The following is a 20,302-nucleotide window of genomic DNA, read 5'->3' as shown; positions in this document are numbered from 1 at the left end:
GATGACCTTTATAAGCTTTTTCTCCTTTTTTCTACATTCTTTTTATAGCGGTCTAATTTCTTGAGCCATTTATCTTCATCATTTGGAGAAAGTCTGCCTCTTTCCTTGAGCCTGTCGTACTTTGCTTGATTCTGCTCCAATGTTTTCGTTGCCTTAAGATACCTGTCCTGCGCTTTTTGTTTCTTTTTTAGATTCTTTGCAGCTTTTTTTTTGGCTTTTTCTTGCTTCTTTCTTGCTTTTTCAGCTCTTTTATCAGCCCTTACTTTGTTCTTGTGGGATTTGAAAATAGTATTCTTTTCGTCTGTATGGAGCGTATGCGTGACATCAGCTCCGTTGCTAAAGATTGATCTCCCTTTGACTTCATAAGCCGTTCCTTCGTGAATGACGTGTTGCGCATTAAGGGCGAATCCTAAGCTTAAAAAAAATATAAATATCCAGTTTTTCATAAGATTTTTTATTAGTTTTTTAGATGTCAAAAACCGTGCAGAGGTCAGTGTGACTCTATGATTTTTGGTAGTGCAAAGGTAGTGATTTTTAAGATAAAAATTAAACTTTTAACAAGGTATTGAGGCACTCTTAGTTTTAAATAGTGTTTAAAATATCAGCGGCTTGTTTTAGGGTGTCATCGGTTTTGGCAAAGCAGAATCTCAGCACTTTATTGTCCAAATTATCGGTGTTGAATACTGAAAGAGGGATCGATGCAATTTTATGATCAATGGTCAGTCGTTTGGCAAAATCCACATCATTTTCCAAAGTGATCTTTGAATAATCCAAGATCTGAAAGTAAGCGCCTTCAGCCGGGGTGAATTTAAATCGGGAGTCTTTGATCAAACTTAAAAACAAATCGCGTTTACGCTGGTAAAAGGTTGATAATTCCAAATAATGATTAGGGTCTTGTAAATACTCCGCCAAAGCCTTTTGCATCGGATGGTTGACGCAGAACACATTAAATTGATGGACTTTCTGAAACTCGATCATCAATGCTTTTGGGGCACAACAGTAACCTAATTTCCAGCCCGTATTGTGGAAGGTTTTCCCAAAGGAAGCCACAATAAAACTTCGCGCTTTAAGATCGGGGAACATACAGGCACTTTGATGCTTTTTGTCGTCAAAAATAATATGTTCGTAAACTTCATCGCTCAACAAAATGATGTCGGTGCCTTTTAATAATGCCTCTAATTTGAGCATGTCCTCCCTAGAAAACACCGTCCCACTTGGGTTTTGTGGCGTGTTGATGATGACCATTTTGGTTTTGGAATTGAATTTTTTTGAAACCACTGACCAGTCTACTTGATAATGCGGTGCTTCCAGTTGTACCGAAATTGTTTTTCCGCCATTCAATGCTATGGCAGGTTCATAGCAATCATAAGCAGGTCTAAAAATTAGGACTTCATCTTCGGGTTTAATAAAAGCGGAGATGATGGTGAAAATCGCTTGTGTGGCACCAGCAGTAACGGTAATTTCTGAATCTGGATGGTAAGATGTGTTGTAGAGTTGCTCAAGTTTATTGGTGATGGCAACGCGTAGTTCTAAATGCCCTGCCATAGGTGCATATTGATTGAAACCCGAGTTCATGGCGTTGGTGACCAAATCAATTAATTTTTGATCACTTTTAAAGTTTGGAAATCCCTGTGATAAATTGAGCGCCTTGTGTTTTTGAGCCAAGCTGCTCATGACAGTGAAAATTGTGGTGCCCACATGGGGAAGTTTTGAATTGTGATGCATTCTCAAGTTCTTTAATTATGAAATATAAGATAAACAAAAAGTTTCAACTGCTTTAATCGAATTTTTCTTTGGCGTGTAATAGTTGATTACATGGGAATTTAGGCTTAGATATTATTATCATCCAATTTATGCTGATTTCATCTTGTGTCTATCCATTCGATTAAGTTTTCTAGATAATGTGCATTTTATGTTTAAAGTCATTTATAGGACTTTTTAATTGGTTCTGAATTTTGATTGAAGATACAGTTTTTCGAGTTTTGACGATTCAAGTCTTTGTTTCCTGCCTGCCGGCAGGCAGGTTGATTCTAAAAGCGCCCTGTGCTGAGCGCAGTCGAAGCAAGCGGTCTTGATTCTTTAAACTAACATACATCACTAAATAGTTTAGTTTTCGTGGTGGCTTTCTTATATTTGGGGTCTTTTTAAAAACAATTTCCGATATGAAAATTTTCAGAATTTTATTTCTTTTTATTGCATTTCAAGTTTCTGCTCAGCAAGGTGGTATGTGGATTCCGTCTCTACTGCAAGGTATGAATGAAGACGAAATGCAAAGTCTTGGTAGTAAATTGTCTGCCAAAGATATTTATGATGTCAATAATTCGAGTTTAAAGGATGCCATTGGCCATTTTAATGGTGGGTGTACCTCTGAGGTGATTTCCGATAAAGGTTTGGTTTTAACCAACCATCACTGTGGATTTGGTCAAATTCAATCCCATTCCTCTTTGGAAAACGACTATTTGAAAGATGGGTTCTGGGCAAAAAATCTTAAGGAGGAGTTGCCAAATAACAGCTTGTATATTGAATTTATTGTAAGAATAGAGGATGTCACCAAACAGGTTTTGGAAGGTGTTACTGATGCTATGTCAGATAGAGATCAGCAAGTGATTAGAGGACGAAACAGTACGGCCATTGAAAAAGCAGCCAAAAAAGAGGATTGGCAGGACACGAAGATCAAGGCGTTTTATAAAGGCAATCAGTATTTTCTTTTCGTTACTGAACGTTATAATGATATCCGATTGGTTGGTGCGCCACCTTCAAGCATAGGAAAGTTTGGTAGCGATACTGACAATTGGGTATGGCCACGTCATACGGGCGATTTCGCGTTGTTCAGGATTTATGCCGATAAGAATAACCGTCCTGCGGCCTATTCGGAAGATAATGTTCCGTTTAAACCACGTCATTTCTTGCCTGTTTCTTTAGATGGTGTGAGCGAAGATGATTTTACAATGGTGTTTGGTTTTCCTGGAACTACTGACGAATACCTCCCTGCGGTTGCCGTAGCACAAACCGTTGAGAAAATCAACCCAAGAGCGATAGCGATTAGGGAAGCGGCATTAAAAGTCATTGATGCAAGCATGAAATCGGATGATCAAATCAGAATCCAATATGCCTCAAAACAAGCCCGAATTGCCAATGCCTGGAAAAAATGGCAAGGTGAAAATTTAGGGATTGAAAAAAGTGGTGCCATCAACATTAAGAAAGCACAAGAGGCTGAATTTACAAAACAACTAAAAGCGAAAGGTCTAGAGAATAAATACGGAAAAATTTTACCGGAACTTGAGCAACTTTATAACGAAATTGAAGATACAAACGTCAAGCGAACCAGTTTTATGGAAGTCTTTTTAAGAACCAATGAATTGACGCCGATGATCTTTGGCCTTGCACAATTGGAAGGCGCTGCAGCCAACAGTGAAGAAGCTTTTGAAAAACAGAGAGATGCCAATATCGGGCGTATGAAAGGTGTTTATAAGAATTATAATGCCACCGTAGATAAAGGTGTTTTTGAAGCGGTCATGCCATTATACACGGATCATGTGGATGCGTCAATTTATGATAAAACCGCATTTACCAATTTGGAAGATGCTTTAAAAGTTTTGGAAGGTTCCTCAAATGAGGTGTTGGAAAAGTTGAATAATGATGCCGCATACCAATATATCAAACCTTTTATCATGGCGTTTTATACGGAGATCGAACCTCGCTTCCAAGAGTTGAATCCTCAGATCAATAGCCTTGAACAGAAATATATGACGGCATTGATGGAGGTGTTGCCAGAACAACGCTATTTCCCGGATGCCAATGGCACTATGCGTGTGACCTATGGAAAAGTTAAGGGATATGAGCCACGAGATGCAGTTTATTACGAGCCTTCAACATATTTGGACGGCGTGATGGAAAAATACATCCCAGGGGATTATGAGTTTGACGTGCCTGAAAAATTACAGGAATTATACGCAAATAAGGATTATGGACAATACACAGATGCTACGGGCAAAGTACCCGTTTGTTTTTTAGGAACCAATCACACTACTGGAGGAAATTCTGGAAGTCCAGCAATTGATGCCTATGGAAACTTGGTAGGTCTGAATTTTGACCGTGTCTGGGAAGGGACTATGAGTGATATGTATTATGATCCTGAGATTTGTAGAAATATTATGGTTGATGCGCGCTACATCCTTTTCATTATTGATAAGTATGCAGGTGCACAACATTTAATTGACGAAATGAGCTTGGTGCGTCCAAAATCGGGAAACAAGCAATCCAAAAAGGTTAAGAAATCCAAGGCTAAAAAATAGTCAACGCTATAACTTAATAACGAAGCCCTTTCATATATTTTTGAAAGGGTTTTTTTGTGAATACCTATGCCCTAAGTATTTTCTCCGGTGGCAATAAACACAAGAACATCATTAATACAGCGATCCAGATCATTTAATATTTCTTTAGACCAAAATCTGAAAACAGTGTAACCGCTTTCAACCAATTCTTGATTGACTTGTCTGTCGCGTTGCATATTGCGTTCAATCTTAGGAAGCCAGAATTTGCGATTGCTTTTTATATGCTCTTTACGTTCGTCCCAATTGTAACCGTGCCAAAATTCGCCATCAATAAAAATAGCGAGGTTGTATTTCTTGATGGAGATATCTGGTTTTCCTGGAAGTTCTTTGCTGTCCACTCGATAGCGGACGTTTTTATGCCACAGGGCTTTCCTGAACAAAAGCTCAGGTTTTGTGTTTTTCCCACGGATTTTGCTCATGATTTTTGAGCGCTTTTTAGTGGTGTAAAAACCAGAGGCTTCATTAAATCTTGGGACGATGATGTTGGGTTCTTCGTAGGTCATGATACTCTCTAAAATAGAAAATTTCAAGTTTATATAGAAAAAAAATTAGAGGTTTAACAAAAGTTTTGATGCGTTTCTCGAATCTTCCAAAGCTTTTGTTTCAATAAAACATTTGAAATAACAACTTTTTATGATGTGCCCAAAAACAAAAAACCCAAACAGTAATTGCTTGGGTTTTTAGTTTTATAGTTTGATCATGAGATTCCTGCTTTCGCAGGAATTGGTTAATAACGGTAGTATTCCGGTTTGTATGGTCCTTCAACTGCAACACCAATATATTCAGCTTGGTCTTCCTTAAGTTCAGTCAATTCCACACCAATTTTAGCTAGGTGTAAAAATGCTACTTTTTCATCTAAATGTTTAGGCAACATATATACCTCATTTTTGTAAGCATCTCTGTTGGTCCATAACTCTAACTGTGCTAAAACCTGGTTGGTGAACGAGTTGCTCATTACAAAACTTGGATGGCCTGTAGCGCAACCTAAGTTTACCAATCGGCCTTCGGCGAGAATGATAATATCCTTCCCGTCAATCGTGTATTTATCAACCTGAGGTTTAATTTCGATTTTTGAAGCACCATGGTTTTTATTTAACCAATCCATTTGAATTTCGTTGTCAAAGTGACCAATGTTACAAACTACAGTTTTATCTTTCATCGCTTCAAAATGTTCAGCACGAACGATATCCTTGTTTCCAGTAGTGGTAATTACAATATCAGCATTGGCAACAACAGTTTCAAGACGTTTCACTTCAAAACCGTCCATAGCGGCTTGTAATGCACAAATTGGGTCAATTTCAGTAACGGTTACGATACTCCCAGCACCTTTAAAAGACGCAGCGGTACCTTTACCAACATCACCATAACCACAAACCACCACGCGTTTTCCAGCCAACATCAAGTCGGTGGCACGACGTACCGCATCAACTGCACTTTCTTTACAGCCGTATTTGTTGTCAAATTTCGATTTTGTTACAGAATCATTCACGTTGATGGCAGGCATAGATAATGTGCCATTTTTCATGCGCTCGTAAAGTCGGTGGACACCTGTAGTTGTTTCTTCAGAAAGGCCGTTGATTCCAGCCATTAACTCTGGATATTTGTCAAAAACCATATTTGTCAAATCGCCACCATCATCCAAGATCATGTTTAATGGTTTTCTGTCTTCACCAAAAAATAAGGTTTGTTCAATACACCAGTTAAATTCTTCTTCGTTCATTCCTTTCCATGCGTACACCGGAATTCCAGCAGCGGCAATGGCAGCAGCAGCTTGATCTTGGGTTGAGAAAATATTACAAGAACTCCAAGTAACGTCTGCTCCAAGAGCAATTAAGGTTTCAATCAACACCGCCGTTTGAATGGTCATGTGCAAACATCCTGCTATACGAGCACCTTTAAGTGGTTGTGAGTCGCCATATTCTTCACGAAGACTCATGAGTCCTGGCATTTCAGCTTCAGCCAATTCGATTTCTTTTCTTCCCCAGTCAGCAAGTGACAAGTCTTTTACTTTAAAAGGGACGTAAGGCAATGTTTTAGTATTCATCTGTTATTTTTTAAGTGATTCAATAGAGTTTATAAAATCCTATTATAATATTTTTTCCAAACAAGCGAGGTTGTGTATAGAATTACATAATTGTATATTTGTTTCTATACTTTCGGTTTGCGACTGCAAAGATAAATAATAACTTCGAGAAACTTAAATGCCATTATATAAAACCATTACCCCAAATTCACAAACTACTGTTAAAATCTGGCAGATTACGGAATCCTATGAAGAGCTCATGCAGCCTATCACTTTAACAGATATATGCATGGCCCGTGTCTTGGGAATGAAAAGTGAACTCCACCAGCGCGGATTTTTAAGTGTGCGCCATCTTTTGGCGGAATTTGGCTACACCGACCACGATTTGTTTTACGACGAAAACGGCAAGCCCCACTTAAAGGATGGCAAGTTCATCTCAATTACCCATTCCTATACATTTTCAGGCGTTATTATTAGTGATCGCGAAGTTGGGATAGACATTGAAAAGCGACGTGAAAAAATAGCGGTAATCGCCCATAAGTTTATAGGTTATGAAGGGGATTATTTAGAGGCTAATGCCGATGATTATATCAATAAATTGACTGTGATTTGGTGTATCAAAGAATCTTTATACAAATTATTCGCAACGCCGGGCATGATGTTTAAGCATCATTTTTTGGTCATTCCTTTTATGGTCAAAGATGAAGAAACTGTAGCTTGGATTGATTATGAAGATAAGAAATACAGATATGATACTCATTTTTTTGAGTTTGAAAGCTTCACTTGTGCGTATGTGGTGTGAGGCATTAGGTATTAGGAATGAGGGATTAGTTAAAATTTTATATGATAGTCAGAGAAATTAAAAATATAATTATAGACAAACATTCGGGCTGTCGATAGTAATCTGGACGTGGCTTAAATAAAAGACTTTGATCGAAATTTCAAGTAGAGCAGTTTAAAATAAAATTATAGAAAAACATTCATGCATTCGTGGCTAAAAAGAAGAATTTATATCAAGATATATTAACCGCAATTTCTCTAAAGGAAAAGCTGCTGGCCGTCTTGATCGATCCTGATAAATTGAAATTAGAAGCTGTTTCGACTTTCATGATAAAATTGAAAGCTTCGTCCGCCACTCACATTTTTGTTGGTGGAAGTACAGTTGAAGAAAATGAAACGGATCTTTTGATCCAGGAATTAAAAAGATGGACCAAATTGCCAATCTTAATTTTCCCTGGCGATGTTTCTCAATTGTCATCTCACGCCGATGGCTTATTGTTTTTGTCATTGGTTTCGGGCAGGAATCCTGACTATCTAATCGGCAAACAAGTTGAAGCCGTATCCGTCTTGAGGACCATGCAGCTTGAAATCATACCAACGGGCTATCTGTTAATCGAAAACGGAAAAAAAACTGCCGTAGAACGTGTGACCAAAACCCATCCTTTAAATAGACAAAACATCCAGACTATTGTTGATACCGCAAAAGCAGCGGAGCTTTTAGGTATGAAATGTATTTATCTGGAAGCTGGAAGTGGCGCCATTGATCCTATCAACTCTGAGATTATCCAATCGGTAAAACGTGAATTGCAAATTCCGTTAATTGTGGGTGGCGGTATTAAATCCAAAAATCAATTGGATGCTGCTTATCATTCTGGGGCAGATTTGGTGGTGATTGGAACAGCATTTGAAGAAAATGACTTGTTTTTTGAGGAGATAAATAAGCCAATGATGTTTGAACATGTGACTAAAGAAGAAAAATAAATTAGCATAGTATGAATAGATTCCCTCCTTCGAGGGAATGAAAATAAAGTAAGTTTAACTAAAATGAGATTCCTGCCTTCGCAGGAAGTGTTATGAAAATATCAGTAGAATTAACCTTTACCCCTTTGCATGATGACTATGAACCAAGCATCATTCATTTTATTAAAAAGTTGAGAGCTTCTGGGCTTACGGTTTTGGAAAATCCGTTGAGCACCCAAGTATATGGCGATTATGATGCCGTCATGGAACTTTTGACCACCGAAATAAAAGAAGCATTCACCTTGATTGAACGTGGTTTGCTGTATATGAAAATAGTCAAATCTGATCGACACGATTATGAGCCACATTTTTGATTTCCTTTTCGGACAGTATTCAGGTTATGATACCATGGATATTGCGTTAGAAATTGTAGCCGTTATCTTCGGATTCCTGTCAGTTTGGAGCTCTAAGCAAAATAATATTTGGGTATTTCCAACCGGAATGATCAGTACGGGCATTTTTGTGTACCTGCTTATAAAATGGGAGCTTTTGGGAGATATGATGATCAATGGCTACTATTTTATTATGAGTGTGTATGGATGGTATATTTGGACCAGAAAAGTGGACAGCGCGCACGTTACTCCAATTTCAAGAACGACAGCTTGGGAGCATAAAGTCAGCCTAGTGATATTCCTGGCAACATTAGGTTTTGTGTTCATCATTTATAAAACCTTTGACAAATGGACCAGTTGGATGGCTTATGTGGATACCATTACCACCGCAATTTTCTTTGTGGGCATGTGGCTTATGGCACGGCGTAAAGTTGAGAACTGGATTTATTGGATTGTTGGGGACCTCATTTCTATTCCACTTTATTTCTACAAAGGATTTACCTTTACGAGCATTCAATATTTTGGATTTACCTTTATAGCGATTTACGGATATATAGCATGGAAGAAAAGCTTAGACAAAACGCCTCAGATTGCATAAAAGTAGTTTTATTTGGTCCTGAGTCAACCGGGAAAAGTACTTTAGCAGTGCAATTGGCGGAAAATTACCACACGGTCTTTGTGCCGGAATATTCGCGTATTTATGCCGAAGAGAAATTGCTTTTCAACAAGACATTGACTTTTGATGATGTCTTGCCGATTGCTGAAGGACAGATGCAACTTGAAAACAAACTGACTCCAAAGGCTAACAAGGTGCTTATTTGCGACACCGATCTTTTGGAAACCAAGGTCTATTCTGAAGCCTATTATGATGGGAAATGTGATCCAATTCTGGAAAAATATGCCATACAAAACACTTACGATCTCTACTTTTTGACTTATATTGATATCCCGTGGGAAGCTGACGACTTAAGAGACCGGCCTAATGACCGGGAAGCCATGTTTAAAGCCTTTGAAAATGCTTTAAAAAAATACAGCAAACCCTACATTTTATTGAAAGGGTCTATTGAAGAGCGATTTAATGTCGCAGTAGATCATATTGATGAACTTATAAAAAAGAAAGCGTGAAATTTACAGAAAAAGATATCCAACAAATTGAAAACAAAGGGCTGACTTTAGCGCAGATCCAGTCGCAGCTTGAACTTTTTGAAACGGGTGTGCCGTTTGTTAACCTTCATTCGGCTGCCACCATAAATAACGGGATTTTAAAATGCTCCGAAGCTGAAAAGGCACATCATATCAATTATTTTGATACCAAAAGGAACGGGGTTTCCATAGCGAAATTTGTTCCTGCATCTGGTGCAGCCACGCGTATGTTCAAAACATTGTTTCGGTTTATTGATGAGTATGTTCCAGAAGATGAAAGCATAAATTCTTTTGTAAATAAGCATAAAGATGCCGATTTATCCTTGTTTTTCGTGGGGATGGAAAAGCTGCCGTTTTATGAGAAGGTACTTGAGCAATTGAAGGTGTTTTATCCCGATCATGCAACATTTTCCAGCGATAGACAAAAATTACTCTTCGTCAAAACCATGATGGATGAGGATAAAATGAATTATGGTTTTTACCCAAAGGGATTGTTGCCATTTCATGAGTATAAAGATCATTTGGCTACAGCTTTTGAAGAGCATTTATTTGAAGGGGCATTATATGCATCTACAAACAATACCGCATTTTTGCATTTTACAATCTCAGAGCTTTATAAGAAAATGTTTGATGATGAATTTGCGCGTATTCAGGATATTGTAGAACATAAAACAAACACTAAATTTCATATTTCCTTCTCATATCAAAAGGGATCTACCGATACTATCGCTGTCACTCCCGAAAACGAGCTTTTCAGAGAAGAAGATGGTCAGCTGAGCTTCAGACCTTCAGGACATGGTGCGCTTTTGGAGAATTTGAACCAATTAAATGCTGATATCATCTTTATAAAAAACATTGATAATGTGGTGGTCTATAAATATGAAGATGAAGTTGCCGAATATAAAAAAATGTTAGGAGGCATGTTGCTGGAAATCCAGCATGACCTATTTAAGCATTTGAATCATCTTGAAGTTGGAGACGTATCGGAAGAGGATATACTCAACATATCTGAGTTTTTGGAGAATAAGTTGAACGTGGTCATCAGTACTGAATTTAAAAAATACGCCACAAAATATCAAATCGAATATTTATTTGATAAGTTGAACAGGCCCCTCCGAATTTGTGGAATGGTGAAAAATGAAGGTGAACCTGGTGGTGGTCCGTTTTGGATAAAAGGAGAGAATGGACAAATAACACTTCAAATTGTAGAGTCGGCTCAAATTGATACAGATAATAAAAAACAAAACGAAATCCTGAAGAACGCGACACATTTTAATCCTGTCGACTTAGTATGTGGTATCAAAAACTATAAAGGAGAGGTTTTTGACTTGCAAAAATATGTCGATCCTACAACGGCATTTATAACCATGAAAACCAAAGCTGGAAAGGATTTGATGGCTTTGGAGTTGCCCGGACTTTGGAACGGCAGTATGGCGGGTTGGAATACTATTTTTGTTGAGGTGCCACTGATTACTTTTAATCCAGTAAAAACGGTCACTGATTTATTGAAGCCAACACATCAAATTGAGTAGTGTTCAGTTAGCAGTCTGCAACTGTCAGCCTGCACTTTTCGGACATTTTTTTAAATAACATAATGGACAAAGATATTCTACAATCGGAATTGCAATTTAAAGCCGTGAGGAGCTCAGGTGCCGGGGGTCAGAATGTCAATAAAGTGGCTTCAAAAGTGGAGCTGATTTTTGATTTGGAAGCTTCAAACGGATTAAACGAAGATGAAAAAGCATTATTAAAGCAGAACCTTAGCAACCGCCTCACCAAAGAAAATGTTCTCTTGCTCCAATGTGAAGAGAGTAGGAGTCAGCATAAAAACAAAACACTTGTCGTGCAACGTTTTTTTGACCTTCTCGAAGAAGGATTAATCGTTCCCAAAGAACGTATTCCCACCAAAACACCTCGTTCCGTTATAAGAAAACGATTGAAGGCAAAGCGAAAAACTTCGGATAAAAAAGCTAATCGGAAACCCCCGGAAATTGAGTAGTCTTCAGTTGGCAGCCTGCCCGAACCGATAAGGCACGTTCGGGGCGGGTCTTCAGTCCCTCACTGTCAATGTCTCTAATATACCATTACATTACAAATCGTTTATCTTCGCGCCCCGTGGTTCTACGAGAGAACCTTCTACTTAGGGTACAAATCAAAAATCAGCATTCAACAATCAGCAATCCATTTGGGTCTCTGCGAGAGATGCTTAAAATTATACGTAGATAAATATATTCGTAATTCGTAATTCAAAAATCGTAAATCCTTTATATCTTTGCACCGTTCTCAAAAAAGGGGTGCCTGATAGATTGAAGATGGGAGATTGATGATTGTTGAATTAAGAGTATTCAAAAATCAAAAATCAAAGATCAACAATCAAATCGGCTGAGATCATACCCATTGAACCTAGAACGGATAATGCCGTTTAGGGATATAAGTTTTAAAACGTGTCTGAAAGACATATTTAACGGTTGCCGGCAAAAATATCTTAATAAGATACCGTTGAATTTTAAAGCTTAACTAATTATTTAATATTTAACCAAAGAATAATTACCTCTTTTTATTCGTCTAAATTTATTTATTCGAATGAAATCTTTATTTTCAAACTTATCGGACAAGAGCCGATTCAAACCATCTTTCAAGTTTATTTTAATTTATGTTTTGCTTTTCTCAAGCGTTACTGCTTTTGCGCAAAACTATCGTGTATCCGGTCACGTCACCCAACAAAACTCAGAACCTCTTGCAGGTGTGAGCATTCAGTTGAAGAGAAGTACAACTTGGACGCAAACAGATCTTAATGGTCACTATACTTTGGATTTACCTAAAGGGAAACACACTTTAGAAATTCGTTACCTCACCGCACAACCTATTGAGAAAACTTTTGATCTTAACTCGGATTTAGTTCTGGATATTATCATTAACGAAACTACCGAAGTTTTGGATGAGGTTTTGGTCAATGCTGTGCGCGTGGGCTCAAGTTCGCCAATTACCCACTCTAATATCTCCAAAGAAGATCTGGAAAAACGCAATTTAGGCCAAGATATTCCTATGCTTCTTAACTTCTTGCCCTCGGTGGTCACCACCACGGATGCTGGAGCTGGAGTAGGTTATACTGGCATTCGAGTGCGAGGTATTAATGCACAATCTACCAACATCACCATTAATGGTATTCCGTATAATGATGCAGAATCTATGGGGACTTTTTGGGTGAATTTGAGTGATTTTGCATCTTCCACAGAAAGTATGCAATTGCAGCGTGGTGTAGGAACATCTACAAATGGTTCTGGTGCATTTGGTGCCAGCATTAACGTGCTTACTGAAGGCGTTTCCAATAAAGCAAGTGCAGAAATCGCCAATAGTTTTGGGAGTTATAACACCCACAAGCATACGCTTAAGTTTAGCACAGGACGCTTAAATGATCATTTTGAAATTTCAGGACGATTGTCAAATATTAAGTCGGATGGCTATATCGATCGGGCAACTTCAGATCTAAAATCATATTTCTTACAAGGTGCTTATGTGGATACCAATCGACTCATTAAAGCAGTTGTTTTTGGAGGTCAGGAAATCACGTATCAAGCTTGGAACGGATTGGAAGACTTGGAGCTATTGAAAAACGATAGAACTTTTAATACGGCAGGAATGTATACGGATGCCGACGGAAACATTCAGTTTTACGATAATGAAATTGATGATTATAAACAGGATCACTACCAATTGCATTGGAATGAGCGCATCAACAACAATTGGTCCACAACCTTGGGCTTGAATTATACCCGTGGACTGGGCTTTTTCGAGCAGTATAAAGAAAAGCAGAAATTAGTGGAGTACGGAATGGAAAACGTCGATTTGGGTGGCGAAAGTATTACGCGCAGTGATTTGGTGCGCCGCCGATGGTTGGATAACCATTTTTATGTGATAAATGCCAATGCCAATTATAAAAAGGAAAACTTAGATCTTTCATTTGGAACATCGTATAGTACTTACGATGGCGATCATTATGGTGAAGTGATTTGGGCGCAATATGCTGGCGATTCTCCTAAAGGACACCGCTATTATGATGGTAACGGAAAGAAAACTGACGCGAATGTATTTGCAAAGGCAACCTTTCGATTTGATGAACAATTAAGTTTTTATGGCGATTTACAGTATCGTAATGTAGGTTATGCCACCACAGGAACAAATTCGGATATGGACCTCATGGAAATTGACGAAACGTTTAATTTCTTTAACCCAAAGGCAGGATTGACCTATCAATTCGATTCGGCCAATGCATTGTATTTTTCTTATGCAAGAGCTAACAGAGAGCCAAGTCGGAAGGATTTTCAAAATAATATGGACGTAAAACCAGAACAACTTAATGATTTTGAGTTGGGATGGCGATATGATAATCCAGCGTTTCGGATCAATGCCAATGCCTATTATATGTTGTATAATGAACAACTGGTATTAACTGGGGAACTTGACACTACCGGAAATCCAATTAGGACCAACAGTGGGGATAGCTACCGTTTGGGCTTGGAAATTGAAGCGGCGTTAAGACTGACTTCCCAATGGAGTTTACAACCGAGTGTGACGGTAAGTTCCAATAAAACCAAAGCATCAGTTATGGAGCGGGATGGTGAGTTAGTGGATTTAGGCAAGACGAATATTTCGTTTTCGCCGGAACTTGTCGCGTCAAATGCCTTAGTGTTTCAACCTAAAGAACATTATCAAATCAGTTTGTTGAGCAAATATGTTGGGGAACAGTTTATGGGCAATACCGATTCTCAAGCTTCAAAATTAGACGCTTATTTTGTGAATGATATTAATGTCACTTACGAATGGACGTTGAAATCTAAAGATGATGCTCAGAAAAAGCCTCTTATCAAGTCGATCCTATTTTCTGGATTAGTAAATAATATTTTAAACAAGAAATATGTGTCCAACGGATTTTATTACACCTTTGATGATAACTGGAGCGATCCAAATCAAATAACAACAATAGAAGGTGCAGGATATTTTCCTCAAGCCACCACTAACTTTTTGGTTGGAGCTACCTTAAAATTTTAATTTGTAATAAGGAGGGAATTTCCAGACACGTTCACGCGGTATTCCTTGAGCCCGCACGGTAATTGTTTCCCGATAGAACCTCCCGTAAATAAGCTATAAGTATTGGCGTCAACGCACCCACAAACCGCATTGGCGCCAGTAATTGTAAGTAAAGAACATGTGCTCTGCTCATGGTTGGGATCGGCAGCATCCCAAGCTCGGAATCCGCTACCAACATTAATTACGATAACGCCTTTATTGCCTTGGTTGGCTATATAAACGGAGTTGCTGGTAAATTGTAATTGGTTGTACTGTGGTAAATTCATGTTGACAGTGACGTTCACAGCAGCATTGACCAAGAATCTGCAATTCTCATCACTATTGTTTCTACTACAAGCTGTTAAAAGAATAAGACCAACAAATAAAAAAAACTGTTTCATCAAATATATAATTGTAACGCAATTTACAACAATCTCAAAGTTGACGTAAATATTTTGTATATTTGTTTGATATCTCGTGCTAGCGAGATTTTTTTATGCTGTTCTCCACAACGGGGTTTCAGCATATTTTATATACAGTAAAACGAAGAATTATGAGTAAAGTATCTTATTATACCCCAGAAGGTCTAAAGAAGCTAAGGGAAGAACTCAGTCAATTAAAAGACGTTGAGCGACCAAACGCTTCACGAGCGATTGGTGAGGCGAGAGATAAGGGTGATTTGAGCGAGAACGCCGAATATGATGCAGCCAAAGAGGCACAAGGCATGTTGGAAATGAAGATCTCCAAATTGGAGGAAACCTTATCCAATGCTCGTTTGATTGACGAATCACAGTTGGATAGTTCCAAAGTATTGGTGCTTTCTAAAGTGAAAATAAAAAACCAAACCAATGGTATGGAAGTGACCTATACTTTGGTGGCTGATGGTGAAGCTGATTTGGCTTCGGGTAAAATTTCAGTGAACTCCCCGATAGGAAAAGGACTTTTAGGCAAGACGGTAGGAGAAGTCGCAGATATTCAAGTGCCCAACGGTACTTTGAAATTTGACATCCTTGAAATTTCCAGATAACCTCATTCCTGCGTAGGCAGGAATCTATTGGTTTTTCTTTTTAATTAAAAAACTCAACATTCCTGTTAAGATCAATTCTAACAGGAATTTTCTTTTTATCTTTATAGAGTTCACGCCTTCGCTAATACTACGGACGGGCAGAGATCGAGATTTAAGATAAAAAATGTTAAACTGAACAATAAACTATAAACCTGAAACAATAAAATGGCATCCATATTTACAAAAATAGTCAATGGTGAAATTCCATGTTACAAAGTTGCTGAAACGAAAGATTTTTTGGCCTTTTTAGATGTAAACCCTAATACAGAAGGGCATACGCTCTGTATCCCTAAAATTGAGGTCGACCAACTTTTCGATTTGGATGAAACCACCTATGTAGGATTAATGGAGTTTTCGCGAAGTGTCGCCATCGCACTTAAAAAAGCAGTGCCATGTAAACGCGTCGGGATGGCTGTTGTAGGTTTGGAAGTACCGCATGTGCATGTACATTTAATACCGCTACATAGCATGGATGATATACGTTTTACCAACAAGGTGAAATTGGAAAAGGAAGAGTTTGAAGCGATAGCGCAACGAATTTCAGACCGATTATAATTCTAATTCTCAAAAACTCCGAGAAAGAAAAGCCCAGTCGCGACTAAAATCACTACGAATATCACAATTAAAATCCAAGATGAAGTTTTCAATTTAAACGACGTGGGTTTTGGTGGTGATGCACGTTGTTGGTAATCAAAAACTCTATCAATATCATCTGTCCATCGTGCAGGGAAAATCATGGTTTCACAAACCTTGCAAAATAATGAGTGTGCGGTATCTGTTGAAATGGCTTTGTAAAAAAAGTTTTCAATAAAGCGTTGCTTGAAGGTCAGCTGCAACCCGTCTCTTGAATAACATTCAGGACAGTTGTTGTTTAATTCGACCTCTCTTAATGTGAAAAACTTGTTCTCCATGAGCCAAATCTACGGAATTAATTTTAATGAAATCTGCATGGTTGTTCCTTTGTCAATTTCTGAATGTAACACCTTTATTTTTCCGTCGTGGTAATCTTCTACAATCCGTTTTGCCAATGAAAGTCCTAAGCCCCAACCTCGTTTTTTACTGGTAAAACCCGGTTCGAAAATCTTGTTGTACAAGCTTTTAGGTAGTCCCTTGCCCGAGTCTGTCACTGTTATTTTAACATCTTTATCATTTTCAATGATCATTACTTTCAAATTGCCTTTTCCTCTCATGGCGTCAATGGCATTTTTGACTAAATTTTCAATCGTCCAACTGTATAACTGCTGATTCAAATCGACATAAATGGGATGTTCTGGCGCTTCAATTTCAAAACCTATTAATCGGCTTGAACGTGCTTTTAGATATTCATAGGACTCGACAGTTTCCTTAACAATATCCGATCTTTTTAAAGTCGGCATAGATCCGATCTTACTAAATCGATCGGTGATGGTTTGTAATCGTGTGATGTCTTTTTCAATTTCCAAAAGATAAGATGGATTGACATCTTCAGAGCGCAAAATTTCTGTCCATCCTATTAAAGACGATAGCGGCGTACCAATTTGATGGGCGGTTTCCTTGGCCATTCCCGTCCAAAGTTTGTTTTGTGCGGCAATTTTTGAACTGCGATAGAAAAAATAAACAACTGCCGCAAAAAGCACAATAATAAGCAGCAGTGCTAACGGATAGTATTTAAGTTTGTTGATTAAGGGTGAATTGCCATAATAAATGGTGTAATAAATATCTTCGTTATAATACACCTCAATGGGCTGGTTTTCACTTTCAAATGCGGTTATAAGATGTTGGACTGAGACGGGATTCTCAACTTTCTTTTTATCAATATTTTTGAAGGTGCCTAAACTTCCATCTTTATTAATGGCCAACATAGGCGTGGTGTGGTTGCTTTCTAAAATCTTAAGTGTAAGTTCCACATTCTCATCAGCGCCAGATTTTAAGAGTTCTGATTGGGCAAACGACCAGTTTTGCATTTTGATGCGCTCTTCAGCCTTGAAATTCTGAAAGAAAATATACGTATTCCACAAAATTAAAGAGATAATTATAAAAGACGAAGCAATAATGATCCACCGTAAGATATTTCGGTTCATAGAGTAAGGCATCAATACATTTGTGATTTTAAATATACTTAAAGAAATTAGCAAATAGAAAATCTTTATTACGATAATTTTTAAGTACTAGTTAACTAATGCAATTATGTTGATATTATTGTTTGATTCTTGTTCTATTTCATTTTTATAGGTTTAACAATATGGTTACATTTGCAACTAACAATTTTTTTAGATGGTAAGTTTTGAAGCTAAAGACCTGGAAACAGGTAAATTACATGGTTATTTGTTAAGTGCTGTGGCCCCGCGGCCAATTGCCTTTGCAAGTACTGTGGATGCGGATGGGAATCCAAATTTATCACCTTTTAGTTTCTTTAATGTGTTTAGTGCTAATCCGCCAATACTCATTTTTTCGCCCGCAAGGCGCGTGAGGAACAATAGCGTGAAACATACCTTGGAGAATGTTGAAGCCACGAAGGAAGTTGTAATAAATGTTGTCAACTATGATTTGGTGCACCAAGCGTCATTAAGTAGTACAGAGTATGAAAAAGATATTAATGAATTTGAGAAAGCAGGTCTGACCATGCTAAAATCAGATCTTGTAAAACCTTTTAGGGTAGCAGAATCGCCAATCCAATTGGAGTGCAAGGTCAATGAAATTATAAAATTAGGCACAGAAGGCGGTGCAGGTAACTTGGTTATTTGTGAAGTGGTTAAAATTCATATTTCGAAGGAAATTTTGGATGCCAATGAAATGATCGATCAGGAAAAACTTGATTTGGTGGCAAGAGCGGGAGGCGATTATTATAGCCGAGCTAAAACCGGCTTTTTTAAAGTGCCAAAACCATTGCGAACCATCGGTATCGGAATTGATGCGATGCCAGATGAAATTAAAAACAGTATGATTTTTACTGGCAATGACCTAGGCATGTTGGGCAATATTGAAAGGTTCCCAACGGAAGAGGATATTGCGGATTTTATAAAGAGCGTCGGTGAACATCATGAGGGAATTAAGGAAATGACACATCGTGAAAAACACAAAATGGCCAGAAATTACCTTAGCTATGGCGATGTTGACAGTGCTTGGAAGTTGCTGCTTTCTTAATTTTGGAGTTTAGGATTGAAAATTCAAAATTCAGAGCAATAAAGAACAATAATCAATAATAGAGAATAATAATAAATAGGAATAATAAAAATTAGTCAAATGGAAGTACAAGGAAAAATCAAAATGGTAGGAGAAACTCAAACTGTTGGAAGTGGTGGGTTCAGAAAAAGAGAAGTGGTAGTGACTACAGAAGATCAATACCCTCAACATATTCTGGTTGAGTTCGTACAGGATAAGACCGATTTGTTAAACAATTATCAAGTTGGTCAAAATGTGAAGATCAGCATCAATTTGAGAGGTAGAGAATGGGTGAATCCACAAGGCGAAACTAAATATTTCAACGCTATCCAAGGATGGCGTATTGAGAGTTTACAAGAAGGTTCTTCTGGAGGCATGCCTCCTGCAGCTCCTGCTGAAGCGTTTCAACCAGCAAACGATTTAAAAGAAGACGATCACGACGATCTACCGTTTTAAGTCAACAGAATTTTCCACTTTGAAACGTTGAGATTGTCGAAATGTTTGGAAGCGGAAATCCTATAAAAAAACCTCAATGCTATAAACGTTGAGGTTTTTTTTTGATATTTAGCATTGATAAAAGTGTAACCCATGATTTTTTTAACCGATAAAATCGAATTCCCAAATCCAGCTCAAGCCGACCCAGATGGCTTGTTGGCTATTGGTGGCGACTTGTCAGTGGAGCGCTTGCTTTTAGCTTATAGAAATGGCATCTTCCCTTGGTTTAATGATGATGGCGATTTGATTTTATGGTGGTCTCCAAATCCGAGGTTTGTTCTCCTTCCTGATCGCTTGAAAGTTTCGAAAAGTATGTCTCAAATTCTTCGGAATAAAGAGTTCACCGTCACCGTCAACAAGGATTTTAATTCGGTTATTTCAGAGTGCTCAAAAGCCAAACGTGGAGGGCAGGCTGGCACCTGGATAACAGATGAAATGATTAAAGCATATACCAAACTACATCATTTGGGTTACGCTACTTCTGTTGAGGTCTGGCAGAATGAGAGCTTGGTAGGTGGTCTCTATGGAATTGATCTGGGGAATGGTGTTTTTTGTGGTGAGAGCATGTTCACAAAAGTAAGTAACGCGAGCAAAGTGGCTTTTATCACCTTTATCCAAAACACAAACTACAAGCTTATCGATTGTCAGGTGTACACCAATCATTTGGCAAGTTTGGGTGCTGAAGAGATGGAACGAAGTGAGTTTTTGGAATATTTGAAAGAGAGTTAGTTATTAAAGTTCCAAGTTCCAAGTTCCAAGTTCCAAATTCCAAATTCCAAATTCCAGGTTTCAAGTTCCAAATTCTAATTTTGCGACGATTATAAACTTTTTTAGTTTTTTTGTAAAACCATAGTGGTTATTTCACAAAAGACACAAAGAAGTCACAAAAAACACTAAGGAG

General features: G+C 38.0%; 21 protein-coding genes. 14 read left to right on the top strand and 7 right to left on the bottom strand.

Annotated elements, in window-relative coordinates; all coding sequences use genetic code 11:
• Nucleotides 1–8: 8 nt before the first annotated feature.
• Nucleotides 9–476, bottom strand: a complete 468-nt coding sequence (locus tag ESZ48_RS00355) for a hypothetical protein (protein WP_129015328.1) — start codon at nt 474–476, stop codon at nt 9–11.
• 106 nt (nt 477–582) lie between these two features.
• Nucleotides 583–1,725 (bottom strand): methionine aminotransferase, encoded by a 1,143-nt coding sequence (locus ESZ48_RS00350; RefSeq protein ID WP_129015327.1) that lies wholly within the window; start codon nt 1,723–1,725, stop codon nt 583–585.
• A 437-nt stretch (nt 1,726–2,162) separates the two neighbouring features.
• On the opposite strand from ESZ48_RS00350, the gene ESZ48_RS00345 reads away from it, so the two are divergent.
• Complete coding sequence (locus ESZ48_RS00345) at nt 2,163–4,295, top strand: S46 family peptidase (RefSeq protein WP_129015326.1); 2,133 nt, start codon at nt 2,163–2,165, stop codon at nt 4,293–4,295.
• 71 nt (nt 4,296–4,366) lie between these two features.
• On the opposite strand, the gene ESZ48_RS00340 is transcribed toward ESZ48_RS00345, so the two are convergent.
• Nucleotides 4,367–4,837: a very short patch repair endonuclease gene (locus ESZ48_RS00340; RefSeq protein ID WP_129015325.1), complete on the bottom strand. Its 471-nt coding sequence runs from the start codon at nt 4,835–4,837 to the stop codon at nt 4,367–4,369.
• A gap of 224 nt (nt 4,838–5,061) precedes the next feature.
• Entirely contained in the window at nt 5,062–6,378 is a 1,317-nt protein-coding gene (gene ahcY, locus ESZ48_RS00335) for an adenosylhomocysteinase (RefSeq protein ID WP_129015324.1), read from the bottom strand.
• A 157-nt stretch (nt 6,379–6,535) separates the two neighbouring features.
• Between ahcY and ESZ48_RS00330 the strand changes: the two genes are divergently transcribed.
• The 8 genes from ESZ48_RS00330 to ESZ48_RS00295 all read left to right on the top strand — a co-directional run bounded on the left by ESZ48_RS00330 (nt 6,536) and on the right by ESZ48_RS00295 (nt 14,681).
• Nucleotides 6,536–7,159, top strand: coding sequence for a 4'-phosphopantetheinyl transferase family protein (locus ESZ48_RS00330; RefSeq protein ID WP_129015323.1), 624 nt, complete (start codon nt 6,536–6,538; stop codon nt 7,157–7,159).
• A 188-nt stretch (nt 7,160–7,347) separates the two neighbouring features.
• Nucleotides 7,348–8,118, top strand: a complete 771-nt coding sequence (locus ESZ48_RS00325; RefSeq protein WP_129015322.1) for a geranylgeranylglyceryl/heptaprenylglyceryl phosphate synthase — start codon at nt 7,348–7,350, stop codon at nt 8,116–8,118.
• 92 nt (nt 8,119–8,210) lie between these two features.
• Nucleotides 8,211–8,471: a thiamine-binding protein gene (locus ESZ48_RS00320; RefSeq protein WP_129015321.1), complete on the top strand. Its 261-nt coding sequence runs from the start codon at nt 8,211–8,213 to the stop codon at nt 8,469–8,471.
• The gene (gene pnuC / locus ESZ48_RS00315) at nt 8,455–9,087 is read left to right on the top strand and encodes a nicotinamide riboside transporter PnuC (RefSeq protein WP_129015320.1); all 633 of its coding nucleotides are present in this window, start codon (nt 8,455–8,457) and stop codon (nt 9,085–9,087) included. The genes ESZ48_RS00320 and pnuC overlap by 17 nt, the downstream gene beginning before the upstream one ends.
• The gene (locus ESZ48_RS00310) at nt 9,048–9,614 is read left to right on the top strand and encodes an AAA family ATPase (RefSeq protein WP_129015319.1); all 567 of its coding nucleotides are present in this window, start codon (nt 9,048–9,050) and stop codon (nt 9,612–9,614) included. The genes pnuC and ESZ48_RS00310 overlap by 40 nt, the downstream gene beginning before the upstream one ends.
• On the top strand, nt 9,611–11,164 hold the full coding sequence (locus ESZ48_RS00305; RefSeq protein ID WP_129015318.1) for a DUF4301 family protein: 1,554 nt from the start codon (nt 9,611–9,613) through the stop codon (nt 11,162–11,164). Before ESZ48_RS00310 ends, ESZ48_RS00305 begins: the two co-directional genes overlap by 4 nt.
• Nucleotides 11,165–11,226: 62 nt before the next feature.
• Nucleotides 11,227–11,631, top strand: coding sequence for an alternative ribosome rescue aminoacyl-tRNA hydrolase ArfB (gene arfB / locus ESZ48_RS00300; RefSeq protein ID WP_129015317.1), 405 nt, complete (start codon nt 11,227–11,229; stop codon nt 11,629–11,631).
• 584 nt (nt 11,632–12,215) lie between these two features.
• On the top strand, nt 12,216–14,681 hold the full coding sequence (locus tag ESZ48_RS00295; RefSeq protein ID WP_129015316.1) for a TonB-dependent receptor: 2,466 nt from the start codon (nt 12,216–12,218) through the stop codon (nt 14,679–14,681).
• Here ESZ48_RS00295 and ESZ48_RS00290 read toward each other — a convergent pair.
• Nucleotides 14,678–15,100 (bottom strand): Rieske (2Fe-2S) protein, encoded by a 423-nt coding sequence (locus tag ESZ48_RS00290; RefSeq protein WP_129015315.1) that lies wholly within the window; start codon nt 15,098–15,100, stop codon nt 14,678–14,680. The genes ESZ48_RS00295 and ESZ48_RS00290 overlap by 4 nt on opposite strands.
• Nucleotides 15,101–15,252: 152 nt before the next feature.
• Here ESZ48_RS00290 and greA point away from each other — a divergent pair, with 152 nt between their 5' ends.
• Nucleotides 15,253–15,726, top strand: coding sequence for a transcription elongation factor GreA (gene greA, locus ESZ48_RS00285; RefSeq protein ID WP_129015314.1), 474 nt, complete (start codon nt 15,253–15,255; stop codon nt 15,724–15,726).
• A gap of 204 nt (nt 15,727–15,930) precedes the next feature.
• A complete protein-coding gene (locus tag ESZ48_RS00280; RefSeq protein ID WP_129015313.1) occupies nt 15,931–16,320 on the top strand; it encodes an HIT family protein in 390 nt (129 codons plus the stop codon).
• A 2-nt stretch (nt 16,321–16,322) separates the two neighbouring features.
• On the opposite strand, the gene ESZ48_RS00275 is transcribed toward ESZ48_RS00280, so the two are convergent.
• Complete coding sequence (locus tag ESZ48_RS00275; protein ID WP_129015312.1) at nt 16,323–16,676, bottom strand: hypothetical protein; 354 nt, start codon at nt 16,674–16,676, stop codon at nt 16,323–16,325.
• A gap of 9 nt (nt 16,677–16,685) precedes the next feature.
• Nucleotides 16,686–17,837 carry a sensor histidine kinase gene (locus tag ESZ48_RS00270; RefSeq protein ID WP_129016024.1) on the bottom strand — a complete coding sequence of 384 codons (1,152 nt, stop codon included), beginning with the start codon at nt 17,835–17,837 and terminating at the stop codon, nt 16,686–16,688.
• A gap of 181 nt (nt 17,838–18,018) precedes the next feature.
• Here ESZ48_RS00270 and ESZ48_RS00265 point away from each other — a divergent pair, with 181 nt between their 5' ends.
• The 3 genes from ESZ48_RS00265 to aat all read left to right on the top strand — a co-directional run bounded on the left by ESZ48_RS00265 (nt 18,019) and on the right by aat (nt 20,130).
• Nucleotides 18,019–18,888: a flavin reductase family protein gene (locus tag ESZ48_RS00265; RefSeq protein WP_129015311.1), complete on the top strand. Its 870-nt coding sequence runs from the start codon at nt 18,019–18,021 to the stop codon at nt 18,886–18,888.
• 99 nt (nt 18,889–18,987) lie between these two features.
• Nucleotides 18,988–19,362 (top strand): DUF3127 domain-containing protein, encoded by a 375-nt coding sequence (locus ESZ48_RS00260; protein ID WP_129015310.1) that lies wholly within the window; start codon nt 18,988–18,990, stop codon nt 19,360–19,362.
• 132 nt (nt 19,363–19,494) lie between these two features.
• Entirely contained in the window at nt 19,495–20,130 is a 636-nt protein-coding gene (gene aat, locus ESZ48_RS00255) for a leucyl/phenylalanyl-tRNA--protein transferase (RefSeq protein ID WP_129015309.1), read from the top strand.
• Nucleotides 20,131–20,302: the final 172 nt, after the last annotated feature.

Source organism: Gelidibacter gilvus, from assembly GCF_004115975.1.
GTDB classification, from domain to species: Bacteria; Bacteroidota; Bacteroidia; order Flavobacteriales; family Flavobacteriaceae; genus Gelidibacter; species Gelidibacter gilvus.
This window is presented reverse-complemented; position numbering and strand designations above follow the sequence as displayed.